This is a genomic window from Acrocarpospora catenulata (assembly GCF_018476525.1).
Lineage (GTDB): Bacteria > Actinomycetota > Actinomycetes > Streptosporangiales > Streptosporangiaceae > Acrocarpospora > Acrocarpospora catenulata.
Window position 1 is genome coordinate 19,322 of the sequence record NZ_JAHCST010000023.1, and the last position, 16,767, is coordinate 36,088.

The following is a 16,767-nucleotide window of genomic DNA, read 5'->3' on the forward strand; positions in this document are numbered from 1 at the left end:
TGGGGCGACTGGCATTGTCGGGCCTATGTCTAGGTTCGAGGACCTGGTTGCCGAGGGCGAAGCCGTACCGGTTGAGGGGTGGGACTTTTCGTGGTTTGAGGGACGTGCCAGTGAGGAGCGGCCCTCATGGGGGTATTCGAAACTGCTCGCCCAGCGGATGGCGGAGGCAAAGGCCGGGCTTGATCTGCAGACCGGGGGCGGTGAGGTGCTGGCGGGGATTCCCACGGCACCGCCGAGACTCGCGGCGACCGAATCGTGGGAGCCCAATCTGGAGATCGCCCGGCGGGCGCTGGCCAAGTTCAACGCCGAGGTGATCCAGGCCGGGGACATGGACGACCTGCCCTTCGCCAACGCCACCTTCGACCTGGTGACCAGCCGCCATCCGGTGGCGACCCGCTGGGACGAGATCCACCGGGTACTGCGCCCGGGCGGCACCTACCTGTCCCAGCAGGTGGGTCCCGCCTCGGTCCGGGAGCTGACCGACCTGCTGATGGGCCCACAACCAGTCAATCCGTCCCGCAGCCCGATGACCTTGGTCGCCGCCGCCGAAGCCGCAGGCCTCGAGATCGTCGACCTACGCCAGCAAGCCCTCCGCATGGAGTTCCACGACATAGCCGCAGTAATCCACTTCCTCCGCAAGGTCATCTGGATCGTCCCCGGCTTCACCGTCCCCACCTACCGCGCCCAACTCACCACCCTGCACACCTTCATCGAACGCCACGGCCCCTTCGTCGCCCACTCCCACCGCATCCTCATCGAGGCCCGCCACTGATGCTCTGTTCCGACAGACGCCGCCCACCCGCTCAACCTGCTGTGGCAGGCATTCGCCGACGAGATCGCCTCCGGAGCTCCGCATGCATTGTGAACTGAGCAACCGGGCGCCGGGGGTCAGGCCGGAGACGGTGGGGGCCTGTTGCCCGACCAGATGATCCGACCGGCGAATCCGCCCCGCTCCTCGGCCTTGGCCGCGCGTAGCTTCTCCAACCTTTCACGGTCGACACCCACCAGGGCGGCGAGCGCATAAACAACCTCAAGAACGTCGGCGAGTTCTTCGGGGTCGTGATCGGAAGCGAGGAACTCTCCAACCTCTTCTCGCAGCTTGTGGCGAAGCTGGGCTGCGTACTCGCCGCTGTCGGCGACACGGACGATCGGATCCATTCCCGTGGCGCGGATGATCTGCGGGATCTTGTCGCGGACCAGCTTGCTCTGGCTCATCGAAGAACTCCCGGCCGTCTGCGGACGCTACGACCGGCGGGCACCATCCGCCGATCCCGGCAGCCTAGACCCTCCTGGCTCACCAGAACCATGGAACACGCAGGTTCCGGCAATTCCGGTAGCTGTTCCGGCGTGACTCACCCCAGCATGGCGCCAACAATGACCGAAACCACACCGCATGCCAGGCAAGGTTATAGATCCAGATCTCGCACAGAACCGGCCGATCCCGAGTCCATTGCCGGGCATGTGGCTATCGACTTCAAGGCGTTCGGCATCAACCATGCTGAAATGCACAGGCGCAGGGGAGGCTCAGGGCCAAGCCGGCGCGTGTGTTCGGTTTCGATGAGGTACGCGAGGCGCACCGCGTGATGGAGGCCGATCAGGCCAAGGGCAAAATGGTCGTCGTCAACACCTGAACCGCGGGCACACGGGTAGGGCTGTTGGCCGTACGACCAGGAAGCGGGAGTGGTGAGACGTGCAGGGACCCCTGGATGACGTCGTCGTGCTGGATCTGTCGCGGGCGCTGGCCGGGCCGCATGCGGCTCAGATGCTGGGTGATCTGGGGGCGGATGTGATCAAGCTGGAGCATCCGGAGGGGGACGAGTCTCGGGGGTGGGGGCCGCCGTTCGTGGGGCCGTCGGGGGAGATCTCGACGTACTTCCTGGCGGCCAACCGGAACAAGCGCTCGATCACGGTGGACATGAAGACCGATGAGGGACGGGAGCTGGTCGAGCGGCTGGTCCGGCAGAGTGACGTGCTGATCGAGAACTTCCGCACCGGGGTGCTGGCGCGGCTGGGGTTCGGGGTGGAGCGGTTGCATGAGCTCAACCCCCGGCTGATCATTCTGTCCATCACGGGGTTCGGGCATGACGGGCCGGAGGGCGGTCGGCCCGGGTACGACCAGATCGCGCAGGGCGAGGCGGGGCTGATGTCGCTGACCGGGACCCCGGCGGAGCCGTACCGGGTGGGGGCGTCGATCGCGGATCTGCTGGCCGGGATCCACGGGGCGTACGGGGTGGTGGCCGCACTCTACGAGCGGGCCAGGACGGGGAAGGGCACCGTGGTGCGGACCTCGTTGCTGGCCTCCGTGGTGGGGGTGCACTCCTACCACGGCACGGCGTGGACGGTGGGCGGGAAAGTGCCCACCGCGAACGGGAACCATCACGCCTCGATCGCACCGTATGGGGCTTTCCACTGTGCGGACGGCATGCTCCAGATCGCCGCCGCAAACGACGCCCAATGGCGAAAAGTCGCCACGCTGCTGGGCATCGACCCGAATATCCCGAAATATGCGACCAACAGGGAGAGATTCGCGCATCGGGATGAGCTGATCCCTGAGATGGAGAAGGCGCTGGTCGCGCACGATCGGGCGTACTGGCTGGCCAGGCTGGCGGACCTGGGCGTCCCCGCGGGGGCCATCCGGAGCATCGACGAGGTGTACGCCTGGGACCAGGTCCGCTCCCAGGGACTCCTGGTCGAGGTCGACCATCCCGTCCTCGGCAGGATCGAACTCCCCGGCCCTCCGCTCCGCTTCGACGACGCCCCGGCCGCCCAGCACACCCCGCCCCCCGGCCTCGGAGAACACACCGCCGACGTGCTCCACTGGCTGGAGGAGCGGGAGGGCCGGTGACCAACCGACCGGACGCGCGAGGACTGATCGCGGACGTGCTCGACCCCGGCTCGTGGACCTCCTGGGACGAGCGTCCGGCCGACGCCGCCCCGCCGGGCTCGTCCTATGCCGAGGAACTGGCCGCCGCCCGGGCCAAGACCGGCTACGACGAGTCGGTGATCACCGGTGTGGGGCTCCTGGACGGACGCCGGGTGGCGGTGGTGGCGGGCGAGTTCTCCTTCCTGGCGGGCTCGATCGGCGTGGCCGCCGCCGAGCGCCTGGTGCGGGCGGTCGAGCGCGCCACCGCGGAAGGGCTGCCCCTGCTGGCCGCCCCCGCCAGCGGCGGCACCCGCATGCAGGAGGGCGCGCTGGCCTTCGTGCAGATGGTCAAGATCAGTGCCGCGGTGGCCGCGCACCGGGCGGCGGGGCTGCCGTATGTGGTGTATCTGCGGCATCCGACCACGGGCGGGGTGTTCGCGTCCTGGGGGTCGCTGGGGCACGTGACCGCCGCGGAACCGGGCGCGATGATCGGCTTCCTGGGTCCGCGCGTCTTCCAGTCCCTGTACGGGTATCCGTTCCCGGAAGGCGTACAGGTGGCGGAGAACCTGTTCGCGCACGGGCTGGTGGACGCCGTGGTCTCGGCCACCGAGGCCCGGGAGGTGGCCATCCGCGCCCTATCGGTGCTGTGCGCCCCCAGAAATAACCCGATATTTCCGGAACTGTCCGAGCCGGTGGAGGCGACCGCGCGCCCCGGGGCCTGGGAAGCGATCATGAGTTCCCGCCGCGACGACCGCCCCGGCGTGCGCACCCTGCTCAGACTCGCCGCCACCGACGTCACCCCGCTGCACGGCACCGGCGCCGGCGAGAACGACCCCGGCCTGCTGCTCGCGCTGGCCCGCTTCGGCGCCGCCCCCGCCATCGTGCTCGGCCAGGACCGCCGCTGCACCCGCCCGCTCGGCCCGGCCGGGCTCCGGGTGGCCCGCCGGGGCATGGCCCTGGCGGCCGAGCTGGGCCTGCCCCTGGTCACCGTGATCGACACCGGCGGCGCGGCCCTGTCCAAGGAAGCCGAGGAGGGCGGCCTGGCCGGGGAGATCGCCCGCTCGCTGGCCGACCTGGTCATGCTCGACGCGCCCACGGTCTGCCTGCTGCTGGGCGAAGGCGCGGGCGGCGCCGCGCTGGCCCTGCTCCCAGCCGACAGGGTGGTCTGCGCCCAGCACGCCTGGCTCTCCCCGCTGCCTCCCGAGGGCGCCTCCGCGATCCTCTACCGCACGGTCGACTTCGCTCCGGAGATCGCCCAGGCGCAGGGCGTACGGGCGACGGACCTGCGCAAGAACGGCATCGTCGACCGCGTCATCCCGGAACTCCCGGACGCCGCCTACGAGCACGAGGCGTTCTGCGCACGGGTCGCGAAAACCCTGGAGTACGAGATCGCGCACCTGCTGGGCAGGGACCACGGCGAGCGCCGGGCCGCCCGGCTGGCCCGCTACCGGAACCTCGGCTGAATCAGCCGTCGGTGGGGATGGGGATGCGCTCGACCCGGATCGAGTGCACCTCTTCCCGCGGGACGACCACCTCGTACGCGCCGTGGTCCACCAGCCAGTAGCCGAGCGCCTCGGCCTTGGTCCCGTTGTGCCCGGTGTAGGCGATGTGCAGGCCGCCGCTCTCGTCCTCGTCCAGGACCAGGCAGGGCTCCCCGCCGAACGCGCCCACGGTCCTGACCAGGGTCAGCCGGTCCAGGTCCTTGAGGTTGACGGCCAGCCGCCAGTACCCGCGGCCGCGTTCGAAGCCCTCCACCTGCGTCTCGCTGAAGAGCACCACGTCGTCCCCGCCGGGCCCGATCGACGCGGGGTACGTCCGCTCCCGGTACCGGGCGAGAAAACCGAGGGCGACCGGTTCGATGGTCTGCTCGCTCATGCCGCCGGCCGCCAGGACAGGCCGTCGTAGGCGGCGAACGGCCGCTCCCCGGCCTTGGTGACGTGCACGATCTCGGCGCCCGCCGGGATCGGCATGGGCATCGTGTGGAACTGCGGCACCACGTGCTCCCGTGAGGCGGTGAAGCCGTTCCCGGCGAACGGCGGTGCATCGTTCCAGTCACCGCCCATGTGCGGACCGTAAGGAACGACGTAGGTGTCGATGTCGCGGGCCACCCAGCGCATCAGGTAGAGCTCGGGCACGGCGGCCGTCAGCTCCGAGCCATCGAAGGACAGGTCCAGCGCGTCCACCAGAGCACGCGGGCTGGTCAGCCGCGCGCAGTCCTGGACACGGTAGACGTACCCGGAGATGATCGTCCGCTTGCCCTCCAGGAACGGCACGAGCAGACGCGGAGGGATCACCTTCTGCATCCGCGTGCTCTGCCCAGGCTCAGTCATGACGACAAGTTTACGATCCGGTGATACCAAGTCTGCGATGTTCCAGGGACGGAAGAGTCGCCCGCACGCGTTCGGTCCGTTCCTGGTCGATCCTTCCGGTCTGTACGCCGGGGGCGGGCCCAAGATCGGTCACGACCACTCCCATCGGGTCCACCAGCAGGCTCCGGCCCACGCCGTACCCGTCCGTTCCCGGGGCCATGCCGACCGCCACCGTCCAGATCGTGTTCTCGATCGCGCGAGCCCGGACCAGGGTCATCCAGTGCTCCTCCTTGAACGGGCCCTGGGCCCAGGCGGCGATCACCGCCAGCGTGTCGGCGCCCTGGTCCACCAGGGCTCGGGCCAGCTCGGGGAAGCGCAGGTCGTAGCAGGTGACCAGGCCCACCCGCAGGCCGGCCAGGTCCACCACGACCGGGTGGTCGCCCGGTGCCACCAGGTCGGATTCGCGGGCGCCGAAGGAGTCGAAGAGGTGGATCTTCCGGTAGGTGGCGGCGAGTTCGCCGTCCGCGTCGATCGCCACCGCCGTGTTGTAGACCCGGCCGTCCACGGGTTCGAAGGTGCCGGCGATGAGTGCGGTGCCGTACGCACGGGCGTATTCGCGGAGTGTGTCGACGAACGGGCCGTCCAAGGGTTCGGCCAGCTCGGTGATGTTCCGGCCGAACCGGGTCAGCGTGCATTCCGGGAAGACCGCGAGGTCGGCGTCGCCGGCGGCGTCCAGGGCGGCGCGGACCGTCTCAAGGTTGGTCTTGGGGTCGCGGTCGATCGGGATCTGGCAGAGCGCTACGCGTGTCACCTACCGTAGTCTGCCCGTTCGGCACCAATTCCCACCATGTCAGGCATCTCCAGATCCATTCCAGTGGGCCGTACCGGAACCGGGTCAGCCACCACCGCGCGAACACCCACTGCACGACCAGCGTGCTCGCCGCGACGAGAACGATCTCGGCGGCGGTCTCCGGGCGGGTGGCCAGAATGATCGCCGTACTGGACAGGTAGCAGGTCAGCGCCAGCCTGCCGAGCGGTTCCAGGAAACGGGGGCTGAGCAGCAGGAACCCGCTGGCGTAGGCCGCCGCCCCCGCCAGGCCCGCGCCCAGATAGTTGATGCCCGTCCAGCCGAGGACCACCGCCAGCAGCGCACTCACCGCGAAGAACGCCAGATTCGGCCGGATGGCGTCGAAGGACACCGCCGCCAGCCCGAGCAGGAACAGCCCCGCGATCAACGTCCACGGGTCGCCGGAGACCAGCGCGGCGCCGGTCACCGCCATGCCCAGCCCCAGCTGAACCGCCCTCGGCAGCGAACTCGCCGGAACCAGGACCACCGCCCCCAGCACCGCGTACGGCAGCAGCACCTCCCCCGGATTGACCCACCAGTGCGCCGCTCCGAACAGCGCCAGCACAGCCAGTCGCCGGAGCATCACCAGCCGGGACGTGTGCGCCCTCAGAAACAGCGCGAAGCTCATCCCGAACAGGAACGAGAACATCGGATAGAAGCGCCCCTGGAACAGCTGCGCCATCACCCAGTCGATCTCGGGTGGACGCGGCGAGTGCTGCCAGGTGTTGACCAGGGTGATCCCACAGATCGCGAAACCACGCAACGCGTCGAGCTCACGGATCCTGGGGGGCACCTTTCCCAGAGTAGGTTGGTGCTCGTGCTAGTGGGACGTATGAGGGAATTCGGTACGACGGTCTTCGCCGAGATGACGGCGCTGGCCGTACGGACCGGGGCGATCAACCTGGGTCAGGGCTTCCCGGACGAGGACGGCCCGGCGGCCATGCTCGACCGCGCGGTCGCCGCCATCCGGGGCGGCCTCAACCAGTACCCGCCCGGCCCCGGCGTCCCGGAACTCCGCCAGGCCGTCGCCGACCACCAGAAGCTCAGGTACGGCCTGGCCTACGACCCCGACACCGAGATCCTGGTCACCGTGGGCGCCACCGAGGCGATCACGGCCAGCGTGCTGGCGCTCTGCGAGCCGGGCGCCGAGGTGATCGTCTTCGAGCCGTACTACGACTCCTACCCGGCCGCCATCGCGATGGCGGGCGCGACCCGTCGCGCGGTGCCCCTCCGCGTGGACGCCGGACGCTTCACCTTCGACCCCGCCGAACTCGCCGCCGCCGTCACCCCGAAGACCGGCGCGATCATCGTGAACTCCCCGCACAACCCGACCGGGACCGTCTTCACGCCCCAGGAACTGGCGGCCATCGCCGCGCTCTGCCGCGAGCACGACCTGATCGCGATTACGGACGAGGTCTACGAGCACCTCACCTACGACGGCGTCCGCCACACCCCGCTGGCCACCCTGCCCGGCATGCGGGAGCGCACCGTCACCGTCTCCTCGGCGGGCAAGACCTTCTCCGCCACCGGCTGGAAGGTCGGCTGGATCTGCGCCACCCCCGAACTGATCACCGCCGTCCAGACCGTCAAACAGTTCCTCACCTTCACCTGCAGCGCCCCCTACCAACTGGCCGTCGCCCACGCCCTCCGCCACGAACTGGACTGGGTGGCCACCCTCCGGGACACCCTCCAGGGCAAGCGCGACCGGCTCATGACCGGCCTGGCCGCCGCCGGCTTCGAGGTCCTCAAGCCATCAGGCACCTACTTCGTACAAACCGACATCCGCCCCCTCGGCCACACCGACGGCCTGGAGTTCACCCGCCGCCTCCCCGAACTGGCCGGGGTCGTCGCCATCCCCACCCAGGTGTTCTACGACCACCAGGACGACGCCCGCCGCTACGTCAGATTCGCCTTCTGCAAGAAGGACGAGGTAATCGACAAAGCCGTCGCCCGCCTCCGCGCGCTCGGATAATCTCTGCCGCCTTCCAGTACCAGGGGAAAGCCCGCGATGATCAGGCTGGTCAGAGCCGGGAGCTAGTTCCGCATCGCACCACGGACGGAACCTGCCCCTCAAGTGGCTGGGCAAGGATTCAAGATCGGCCACCAAACGTAACCAGATTCAAGGCAAATGTAACCAGAAGCTGGTTACATTTGCCTGCGGCCCAAGATCTCAACGAGTTGGTCGCCCACCTGCGCTCCACCGGGGGCGAACTGCCGAGGTAGAAGGACGACGAGGCGCGTCTGGAATCCACCGGACCGAGTTGCCTGGGACGGTGTCCACGGCAGCACGATCGCGCCGCCCGGCCGGGTCTGTTCCACCCAGGCCATCGGCACCTCCTGGACCGAACAGGTCACGTGGACCAGGTCGTACGGACTGGTCTCCGGGTGGCCGTCGGCGCCATCGCCCGCGACAACCAGCGGCTCCCTGCCCGCGCGTTCGAGGGACCCACGAGCCCGCTCGACGAGTTCCTTGTCCACCTCCACACTGACCACCTGGTCGGCAGAAAGCCGCCAGGACAACATCGCGGCCATCCACCCGGTTCCCGTGCCGATCTCCAGCACCCGGTGATGGTCGGCGAGATCGGCCAGGACAAGAAAGCGCAGAGCGACCAGCGGAGCCGACAACGAGCAGGTCGCGACCCCTGCCGGGTCGGTCACGTCCGTAAGGCCACCGTCCCGCTGCGTCACAATCGTCGAGTCCGAATAGACGGCGTCCCACCAGTCAAGCGCCGCTTCACCCCGGTCAATCACCCTGACTCCACCCGCTGCGGACACGGGTACGGCGTACGCCCGAGCGGGCACGAAGAAATGGCGCGGCACCTCCCGCAGACCGGCCAGCCAGACCCGCTGCCGCCAGTCCCCCGGATCAATCACCCGGGCGGCCGTCAGCGAACCGACCAGCCGATCCACCCGATCGTGAAACCGCACCGCCGCCCACACATCCACGCGCCAGCCTCCCACTCATCGTCGGTAACGCCCGGACCACACCCCGGATTGCAGTTTGGCTCGCAGGGGTTGCACCGTCCGTCATTGTCCGGCCCACAGGCGGTAATGCCGGGCACCAGTTGGCGGATCTCACCGGCGCAATATTGGATTGATCCGCGAGAAAGTCGGCCGGCCAGTGATTCGCTGGTGCTCGTAGGGATCGTCGGAGTACCAACTGGTGGCCAGCCGTACACCTGACCGCTCATCAGCACACAGGTCTCGCCAGTTTCGCACTCATCGTCCTTCTCCGGCCCCGTTATCCGGAGTTCGGTCACCGAGATCCAGTTCTGGAAGGAGCCGTACTTCCCGAACTCGGATCCGGTTACGAGTTGACATGCGCGAAGACGAGCCCGACGAAATCTCCGGGAACAAGACGTTCACCCAGATTCATGTAGAGTCCACTGTTCTCCGTTCCCCCCCGCCGTGCTGAGCCAAGATATCTACTTCAGCTTGGTGAGGTGATCGGCCCACAGAAGCGTGTAACCGTCCTTGTGGATGAAGAAGAGTGGCCGTGACCCCTGGGGAGGGGTCACGGCCATCGGTCTCGGTCAGCCGCTCCCGAAACCGGTCACGAGCCACCGGTCCCCTACCCAGCGCACCCCGAAGCTCTCGTGGAAGCTCTCGTGGAAGTGCTCACTGGGATCGGATCCACCTCCTACCTCACACAGCTCCATGGAGACCCACATCCTCATGCACGGTCCTCCGGATGGGCAGGCACTCGGTGTGTACGGCTCCTCAACCTCGATGTCGCTCGCTGAAATCCAGCTCCGGAACGGGTTGACGGGGGCGCCGAACTCCGAATCGAAGTCGGTCTCCGGCACCATGATGGCCCGGACTGTCTCCTTGTCCTTACCGAGGACGGCCGCGATATATGTAAGCACCACCGCCTTCGGGTGAGCCGAGGCCGGCGGAATCGGCACCTCGCGCCTGACGACCTCCCCGCACCCGCATCCGGCGAGCGACAGGACCAGTGGCAGCAGCATGAGCGCGCACCGCATACGACTACCAGTTGACACGGCCGAACACCAAGCCACTGAATTCTTCGATCCCCATGAAAAAGCGCTCGCCCAGGTTCATGTAAGGCCCGGTTCCGCTCCCTTGGTCTCCGCCGTGTTGCGCAAAGTAGATCTGCGTGACGGTGACGGGAGGGTTAACCTTCAGCTTGGTGACTATACCCATGTGACTGAACTCGTTGGTCTTTCTGTTCCAGAAGTAGACTACGTCTCCCGGTCTCACCTTGGACAGGTCCGAAATCGTCCCGTTGTAGCGTCCGGAGATCGCGATCCGCTCGTTTCCGTAAAAATGCCGGAAGTTGTTGCTGGCCGCTGAGAACGTGAAGGAATCATCCTTCCACTTGTATTCCCACCATGAATCGTCTGATCTCTTGTCGAGATACGACAGCCATGGGTAGGCATGGATCTGGCGGAACCGGCCGCCACGGGCGAGAGCCTTGGACACGAAGTTGGCGCAGTCGTTGACATACTCCCAACCGTTCCTGTTCGCCGGACCGACATTCGTCACCGCCCAGGTTGCCGCCGCGCGCCGCCGGTCGGGCGGAGGTACAGCCAATGCGAACCTCGCAGACTCGTCCGGGGGGATGGACTCATCCACTGGCGGCAGCTCGTCCACCGGATTCGGCGCCACGCCGCCTGGCCACGCGTTGATCTCCGACACGGAGGTCGCGACTATGCCGTCCACCGCCGAGGCGTCATGCTCACCACTGAGCTTGAACTGCCCGGTACCACCCACGTCCGTAGTAAAGACGAAGTCCTCGGTGTCCTTCCATACGTTCTCGGTCGTGTCCTCCCCTTGGTCGTAGAGGGTGGTCCCGGCGATGGCCGAGCGCACCACGATTGTGGAGTCGCTCAGCTTCGACACCAAGGTGTCGGTGAGCTCGATGTCGCCGGTAGCCCGGTCCTCGGCACCTGCCGTGACCAGGTCATGCTGTCTGGCATACAACATGGGCTCGATTCGGGACGCGTCGTCGGCGTTCTCGATCGCCTCCCCGGTGTTCTCGGTGCGTCCATCGAGCAGGCTCTGCTTGGCCTCGACGTAATCGGCGACCGCGTTCTGGTACGCGGCCGTCCCGCCGGGTACCGCCTGCGGGCCGATGTCCGCCGACACCTTCCACGGGCCAACGCCGTAGGGGGTCCGCGTGCGCACCTGGAAGCGGTAAGCGGCGCCGTTGGTGAGCCCGCCGACGATGACGGTGGCCTCCTCCGTGGTCAGCGACCGGAGGACGGTGTTGTTCTGGTCGAGCACCTCCAGGTCGAAGTTGGTGATCTCGGTGTCGGCGCCGAGATCGTCCGGGCGGGCCCACCGGAGCAGCGCGCCGCCGTCGCCCTGCCGGACGTCGATCCGGGGGATGATCCCGGGCGGCCCGGCCGGACGGAAGGTGACAAGCAGCGACGTAGGACGCGCGGCCCCGGCCCCGCCGAGTTCAACCGATGGCACGGTCTCGCTGGACAGCACCACCAGACCGGGGTCGATAAAGGTCTCGTCTGGTATCTCGTGCCGCCAGCCGATGGCATTCGCGGTGACGTCGATCTCTGGCCAGCCCACCTGCACCTGCTGCTGTGACTGCGGCACCAGGTCCGCTACCAGCGCGGACCCTGTCGGTGTCTCCTCCAGTTCGCTCTTCTTGACGTGGGCCGCTATCACCTGGCTGTTCGGGCAGGAGCCGGCGCAGGTCGCGCCGCCGAGATCGAGCACAGCGGAGAGGATCGTGGCACCGGGCGGAAGCGTACTCATGCTCGCCTTGATCAGAGAGACCTTGCGCGCCGCGCCGGAACCACCCACCTGCACCGGGGAGGTGATGAACGGACAGGTCGTGCCGCCGCACGCGGTGGCGGCTGCCGGAGCCGAGCGGATCGTCAGTGCGGCACCGGTCAGGGTGAGTTGCTGGGTGGCCGGTGTGTTCGGTTCGGGAACCGCCGCGCCGAAGGCCAGCGGTGCGGTCTTCGGCGTGCAGATTTCCGCCAGGCAGGCGTCCATCCGCCAGTAGTAGGAGCCGTCTTCGACGATCAGGCCGTCCGGCACTCGTGCGATCAGGCGGGCGCCTCCGGAGACCTCGCCTTCGGCGAGCGGGACAGGACCGAGTGGGGTGCCGTCCGACTTGTACAGATAGAAACGGCCCTTGACGGGGCCGCCGGACGGGCGAGAGACGACGCCGGACAAGGTCGGGTTGAGCGGCTCCGCCGTGCCGGTAGCCAGGTCGGTCGGCAGGTGCGGGGCGTCAGTAGTGATCCGGTAGAAGGGTGTTTCGTTGCAGATTCTCGGTGTGACCCCGGTCAGGCAGACCTTGATCTTGAATTTGAAGCTGTCCGGGCTGCCGAGGTTGAACTCGCTTCTGATCACCTGTCCCGACAGGGCGCTGGAGATCGGCGGGAAGAGCTGCGCGGAGGTCATGGCCGCGACCTCATTGGAGGAAGGGCCGGCCTGCCCGGCGTTGTCGATGGCGACGATGCGGTAGTAGTACTGGCCCTGGGGCATGCCGCTGTTGCTGTAGGTCAGGGTGTTGACCGTGGCGATGCGGGTGGCGGGGGTGGGGGTGAAGTTCGCCGTCTTCGAGCGGTGCACCTGGTAGGTGACCGCGCCGCGGTCGTCGGTCGCCGCACCCCAGGTCAGGTCCACGGTGTCGGGTCCGGCCACCGCGGTCAACGTGCCGGGGGCCGACGGTGGATTGTCCGCCGGTGGCTGGGATCCCACCGGGGTGTTCATGTCGGACTGGATCTGCCCCTGGGTCAGCACAGCGTTGTAGATCCGTACCTCGTCGATCAGGCCCTTGAAGTACTCGCCATAGATGCTGTTGCCGCCGATGCGCAGGGGAAGCGTGCTGGTGACCAGGTTGCCGCTGGTCGTGGCCTGCGCCGCCAGGACGCCGTTGACATAGGTCTTGATGGTCGTGCCGTCATAGGTGCCCGCGATGTGACTCCAGGAGGTGGTGGACAGCGCCGCAGTCGCGCCTGCGGCGTCGGCGGTCGATCCGACCTGGACGTACGTCAGGGGGCCTACCGGGCCGGAGGGGCCGGAGCTGACGCTTGAATACAGGGCGTAATTGGTGTCGGTCGTCCCCTCCTTGGCCACGACGGAGCGCCATCCGCTGGTGCTGGACGGCTTGACCCAGGCCTCGACCGTCATCTTGTTGGTCAGCCGCAGGGAGGCGGCGTCGTTGACGGTCACCCAGTTGGAGGTGCCGTTGAACGTCAGCGCCTGGCCGTACTTGCCCGCCGCCCAAGTGGTGCCACTGGCCGTGCCCGTGTTGCCCGAGCCAGAGGCGTCGGCGATGGTCGTGCCGCTGCCCTCGTTCATGCCATACGCCGCGACCAGGCCGGGGATCGGCGTGCTGGTGGGGGACGGCGACGGGCTGGGTGTCGGGCTGGGGCTCGGTGACGGTGCCGTGGTCGGGACGGGGATCGGCGTGGTCGGGTCGGCGATCGACACCAGGTAGTCGAGTTTCTTGCCGTCGATGGAGGTGGACCAGTAGTTGATTTTGACGTCGCTGGTGCGGGAGATCGCGTCGTTGCCGACGATCGAGTCGATTGACTCACCGGTGACGGTCGGGATCTCCGGGGGCAGCAGGTACGTCACGCTGAGCATGGCGGGGCTCTTGCCGGACTCCACCGAGTCGAACGACCAGTACTGGGTGACCCGTGGGTTGGGGTCGTCCGGCCAGGTCGAGCGCGGGTCCTCGTTCGACTTCAGTTCGACCCCGTGGTTGGGCGTCCCGGCCGCCCAGGCCTTGGCCATCGCGGTCACGTCGATAGTGTTGGTGATGATCCCCGAATTACAGGACGGCTGGGTGGTCACCGCGCCGGTGCCGGTCGTCGGCGGGCGGTTGGTCCAGGAAAGGCCTGTGGTGCTCCACGCCGAGGTGATGGGTGAGGCCGTGATGACCGCGTCGGTGCACGGCCCTGTGTAGTAGCCGACCAGGCGGATGTTCGCCGAGTCGATGTACTTGCCGAGGTACTCACCGGAGTCCTGGAACTTCACGTACCCGCGGACGAACTGCGGGAAGATCTTGTTGGTGTAGGTGCACACGGTGCCCTGGCAGCGGCGCTCCTGCGCCCAGTACGTCCCGGTGCCCACGTGAAAGACCTCGCCGGTGGAGTTGGCCGTGTTGTTCACGTGTTCCACCCAGGCGTCGGTGGTCGCGGTCAGCGAGACGACCGGGTCTACAGTGACCGGGTAGGTGGTGTTCTCGTCTGCCAGGAAGGCCGGGTCCGGCCGGACCACCAACTCCTGAGCGCCGCCCTTGCCCCGGGCGAGCTTCAGGTCGATACGGCCGCGATGGGCGATGCCGGTCTTCGGGTCGGTGGTGGTGGCCTCCTGGACGTACGGCGTGGCGGCGGAGGCCACCGTCTTGCCCTTGCGGTCGGTAAGCTTCAGACCGCCGCCCTCGACCGTGACCAGGTCCAGGCCCTTGGTGGTCACGGGAAACCGGTACTCCACCGGCCCCGACGGCCGCCGCCGGAGGATGACGTCATGCCGGAAACCGCCAGCCAGCGCGGTGACCACGACGTCCGCGCCAGGGCCTGCCGCGTCCGGGTAGATGGCCTTGTTGCCGTCGAGTCTTGGCTGAGGGAGCTGGTCCTGCCAGTCGAGGGCGAAAAGCTGCCCGTCACGCTCCAGCGACGCCAGGAACGGGCTACCGCCCCCGCCCAGTTCGACCTCGGCGACGGCCACCTTCGGGCGGACCCGGTCGCCGTCGGCCACCAGGGTCGTGTCCACCCAGCGGAACGAGCCGTCCGCCTGCTTCACCCGCGCCTGCCCCGGGAATGTCTGGGTGGTGAGCTTTCCGTCCGGGTACGCCCAGGTCCAGCTGGATTCTGTGCCGACCGCCGCTACTTCGACGGGTTTGTTCTGCTCTTTCGCGGAGGCGATGCCCTGCCGCAGTGCGAGGTCGGGGTCCTCCGGTTTGGGGAATTGCGTAACCGGCGCCCGCGGCTGATCCGGAACCGGCGTCGCTGTTACTTCCTCCGCCGATACCGGAGATGCGGTGAGTAACGATGCAATGACTCCCGCGACCAATAATAGTCGTAGTTTGACGGACATTTTCACATGCGCCCCGTTCGTGTTGATGATCATGTCCGGGAGCTTTCATACCATCGGGTGATAACTCACTTCAATGCCAAAGAGGAAATAACGCGATGAATTCACAATTCGCAGCTGAGAGTACCCGGATGATCACGTTCGGATCATCCGTCCCGCCCTGCGCACAGCCCCGTGGTGATATTTGAGGCGGGAATAATCCCGCGTTCCGGACCAGCAGCAATGGCCGTGACGGCATAGCCCTCGGCGGCAACGCTTCCCGGAGAGGCTCGTCCTCTCCCGCCGGTACGCTTCGGGCACCCGCGGTGCCCTGGGAGCGTTGGTCACAGTTCTAGGTGACTACCTCGTGGAGTTCACGAACTCCTCCTCCAAGATGAGGGCAAGGTTGGGAGCCCCCACAAGTGGACCGACGGCACTGTTGACATCCCTGTAATCACCTGTTTTGCTGGCGAATTGCGCGATCGTCCGAGCCCGATGGGGAGAGCGTGTCTCTTTGGAAGAACCGAAACTTTCGCTTATTTCTTTCGATTCAGACCCTTTCCTCGATCGGGGATTCCTTTTCCTATGTGGCGATCCCGCTGCTGGTGCTGCATTCGACGGGATCAGTCGTGCAGATGGGGCTGGTCACCGGGCTGGTGGGGGTCGCGTCGATCGTCACCGGTGTGTTCGCCGGATACATCGCCGACCGGGTGCACCGGCGCGCCCTGCTGATCGCCTGTGATCTGGCCCGTTGCGGCCTGTACGGCCTCATCTCGGTGGTGTGGCTGTTCTCGCCCCAGGTGTGGCTTCTCTATGTGGCCGTTCCGCTCGCCGGGGCCTTCGCGATGCAGTTCCAGGTCACCCACGTCACCATGGTCCCCAGCCTCGTGGAGCAGGATCAGATCACCAAGGCCAACGGCCACCTCTACGCGAGTTATGCGGTCGCCAGTGTCGCCGGGCCCATGCTGGCCGGTGTGCTTTCAGGCGCGTTCGGGCCGTCGGCCGCCCTCGCCGTGGACGCGGCCAGCTTCGCCGTCTCGGCCGCCGGCGTGCTGCTGATCAAGATTCGCCCGACGCCGGAGGAGCCGGCAGGCAGCCGCCCCGCCCTGGTCCAGGACTTCCTGGCCGGGGTCGGCTTCCTGTGGAAGCAGCCCGTGCTGCGCTCGCTCACGGTGTTGCTGACGCTGCTGATCTTCATCACCTACGGCATGACCGACCTCATCGTCTACTACCTCAAGCATGAGCTCAGTCAGCCGGACAGCGCGGTCGGTTATGTCCTGGCCGCCGGAACCGTGGGCACGCTCATCGCCTCGGCCACGGTCGATCGCACTCGTAAGCGCCTGGGGTTCGGCGTGTCCTGGATCGGCGCGTGGACGCTGTGCGGAGTCGCCATCGCGTGTCTCGGCATGTCCACCGGCGCCCCGCTGGTCGCCGTGTTCGCCTCCGTCCAGCTCTTCTGCACCGGCATCGCCGGCATCTGCTCCATGTCGTTCCGGCAGGAGGTGACCCCCAGCCATCTGCTCGGCCGCGTCACCTCGGCGTTCTGGACCCTGCACTCGACGCTCGGCCCGTTCGGCGCCGCCGTGCTCACCGGGGCGGCAGCGGGTTACGGTGTCACGCCGGTTCTCCTGGTCGCGGGCACCGTATGCGTGCTCATCGCGCTGTCGGCGATGCTGACGCCGATCCGGCTGGCCGGACCGCAGAAGCTTGCCGGTGAAGCGACATAAGGCTCT

General features: G+C 67.5%; 13 protein-coding genes and 1 pseudogene. 6 read left to right on the top strand and 8 right to left on the bottom strand.

From position 1 onward, the window contains the following. The first annotated feature begins 25 nt into the window (after positions 1 to 25). On the top strand, positions 26 to 772 hold the full coding sequence (locus KIP79_RS23470) for a class I SAM-dependent methyltransferase (RefSeq protein ID WP_214107061.1): 747 nt from the start codon (positions 26 to 28) through the stop codon (positions 770 to 772). Between the two features lie 116 nt (positions 773 to 888). Here KIP79_RS23470 and KIP79_RS23475 read toward each other — a convergent pair whose 3' ends face one another. Continuing rightward, positions 889 to 1,215, bottom strand: a complete 327-nt coding sequence (locus tag KIP79_RS23475; protein ID WP_214107062.1) for a nucleoside triphosphate pyrophosphohydrolase — start codon at positions 1,213 to 1,215, stop codon at positions 889 to 891. 308 nt (positions 1,216 to 1,523) lie between these two features. Between KIP79_RS23475 and KIP79_RS50145 the strand changes: the two are divergent. From KIP79_RS50145 to KIP79_RS23490, 3 genes and pseudogenes are all read left to right on the top strand, one after another. Then, a pseudogene (locus tag KIP79_RS50145) lies at positions 1,524 to 1,631 on the top strand (zinc-binding dehydrogenase); the annotation flags it as partial. Positions 1,632 to 1,690: 59 nt separating this feature from the next. Continuing rightward, positions 1,691 to 2,845, top strand: coding sequence for a CaiB/BaiF CoA transferase family protein (locus KIP79_RS23485; protein ID WP_214107063.1), 1,155 nt, complete (start codon positions 1,691 to 1,693; stop codon positions 2,843 to 2,845). Further along, a complete protein-coding gene (locus KIP79_RS23490) occupies positions 2,842 to 4,326 on the top strand; it encodes a carboxyl transferase domain-containing protein (RefSeq protein ID WP_214107064.1) in 1,485 nt (494 codons plus the stop codon). Before KIP79_RS23485 ends, KIP79_RS23490 begins: the two co-directional genes overlap by 4 nt. Before the next feature lies 1 nt (position 4,327). Here the strand turns inward: KIP79_RS23490 and KIP79_RS23495 are convergent, their stop codons facing one another. Genes KIP79_RS23495 through KIP79_RS23510 form a run of 4 tightly spaced genes read right to left on the bottom strand, consistent with a single transcriptional unit; the run spans position 4,328 to position 6,812 of the window. Then, positions 4,328 to 4,738 (bottom strand): hypothetical protein, encoded by a 411-nt coding sequence (locus tag KIP79_RS23495; RefSeq protein WP_214107065.1) that lies wholly within the window; start codon positions 4,736 to 4,738, stop codon positions 4,328 to 4,330. Then, positions 4,735 to 5,193, bottom strand: a complete 459-nt coding sequence (locus KIP79_RS23500; RefSeq protein ID WP_250213706.1) for a hypothetical protein — start codon at positions 5,191 to 5,193, stop codon at positions 4,735 to 4,737. The genes KIP79_RS23495 and KIP79_RS23500 overlap by 4 nt, the downstream gene beginning before the upstream one ends. 10 nt (positions 5,194 to 5,203) lie before the next feature. Next, a complete protein-coding gene (locus tag KIP79_RS23505; RefSeq protein WP_214107066.1) occupies positions 5,204 to 5,983 on the bottom strand; it encodes a carbon-nitrogen hydrolase family protein in 780 nt (259 codons plus the stop codon). Then, a complete protein-coding gene (locus KIP79_RS23510; RefSeq protein ID WP_308169851.1) occupies positions 5,925 to 6,812 on the bottom strand; it encodes a DUF418 domain-containing protein in 888 nt (295 codons plus the stop codon). Before KIP79_RS23510 ends, KIP79_RS23505 begins: the two co-directional genes overlap by 59 nt. A gap of 39 nt (positions 6,813 to 6,851) precedes the next feature. Between KIP79_RS23510 and KIP79_RS23515 the strand changes: the two genes are divergently transcribed. Then, entirely contained in the window at positions 6,852 to 7,991 is a 1,140-nt protein-coding gene (locus KIP79_RS23515) for a pyridoxal phosphate-dependent aminotransferase (RefSeq protein ID WP_214107067.1), read from the top strand. A 173-nt stretch (positions 7,992 to 8,164) separates the two neighbouring features. Here KIP79_RS23515 and KIP79_RS49600 read toward each other — a convergent pair whose 3' ends face one another. From KIP79_RS49600 to KIP79_RS23530, 3 genes are all read right to left on the bottom strand, one after another. Next, positions 8,165 to 8,965, bottom strand: a complete 801-nt coding sequence (locus KIP79_RS49600; RefSeq protein ID WP_308169852.1) for a methyltransferase domain-containing protein — start codon at positions 8,963 to 8,965, stop codon at positions 8,165 to 8,167. 587 nt (positions 8,966 to 9,552) lie between these two features. Then, positions 9,553 to 9,987, bottom strand: coding sequence for a hypothetical protein (locus KIP79_RS23525; RefSeq protein ID WP_214107068.1), 435 nt, complete (start codon positions 9,985 to 9,987; stop codon positions 9,553 to 9,555). 19 nt (positions 9,988 to 10,006) lie between these two features. Then, positions 10,007 to 15,091 (bottom strand): LamG-like jellyroll fold domain-containing protein, encoded by a 5,085-nt coding sequence (locus KIP79_RS23530; protein ID WP_214107069.1) that lies wholly within the window; start codon positions 15,089 to 15,091, stop codon positions 10,007 to 10,009. Positions 15,092 to 15,540: 449 nt separating this feature from the next. Here KIP79_RS23530 and KIP79_RS23535 point away from each other — a divergent pair, with 449 nt between their 5' ends. Continuing rightward, entirely contained in the window at positions 15,541 to 16,761 is a 1,221-nt protein-coding gene (locus KIP79_RS23535; protein ID WP_214107070.1) for an MFS transporter, read from the top strand. The last annotated feature ends 6 nt before the right edge of the window (positions 16,762 to 16,767 follow it).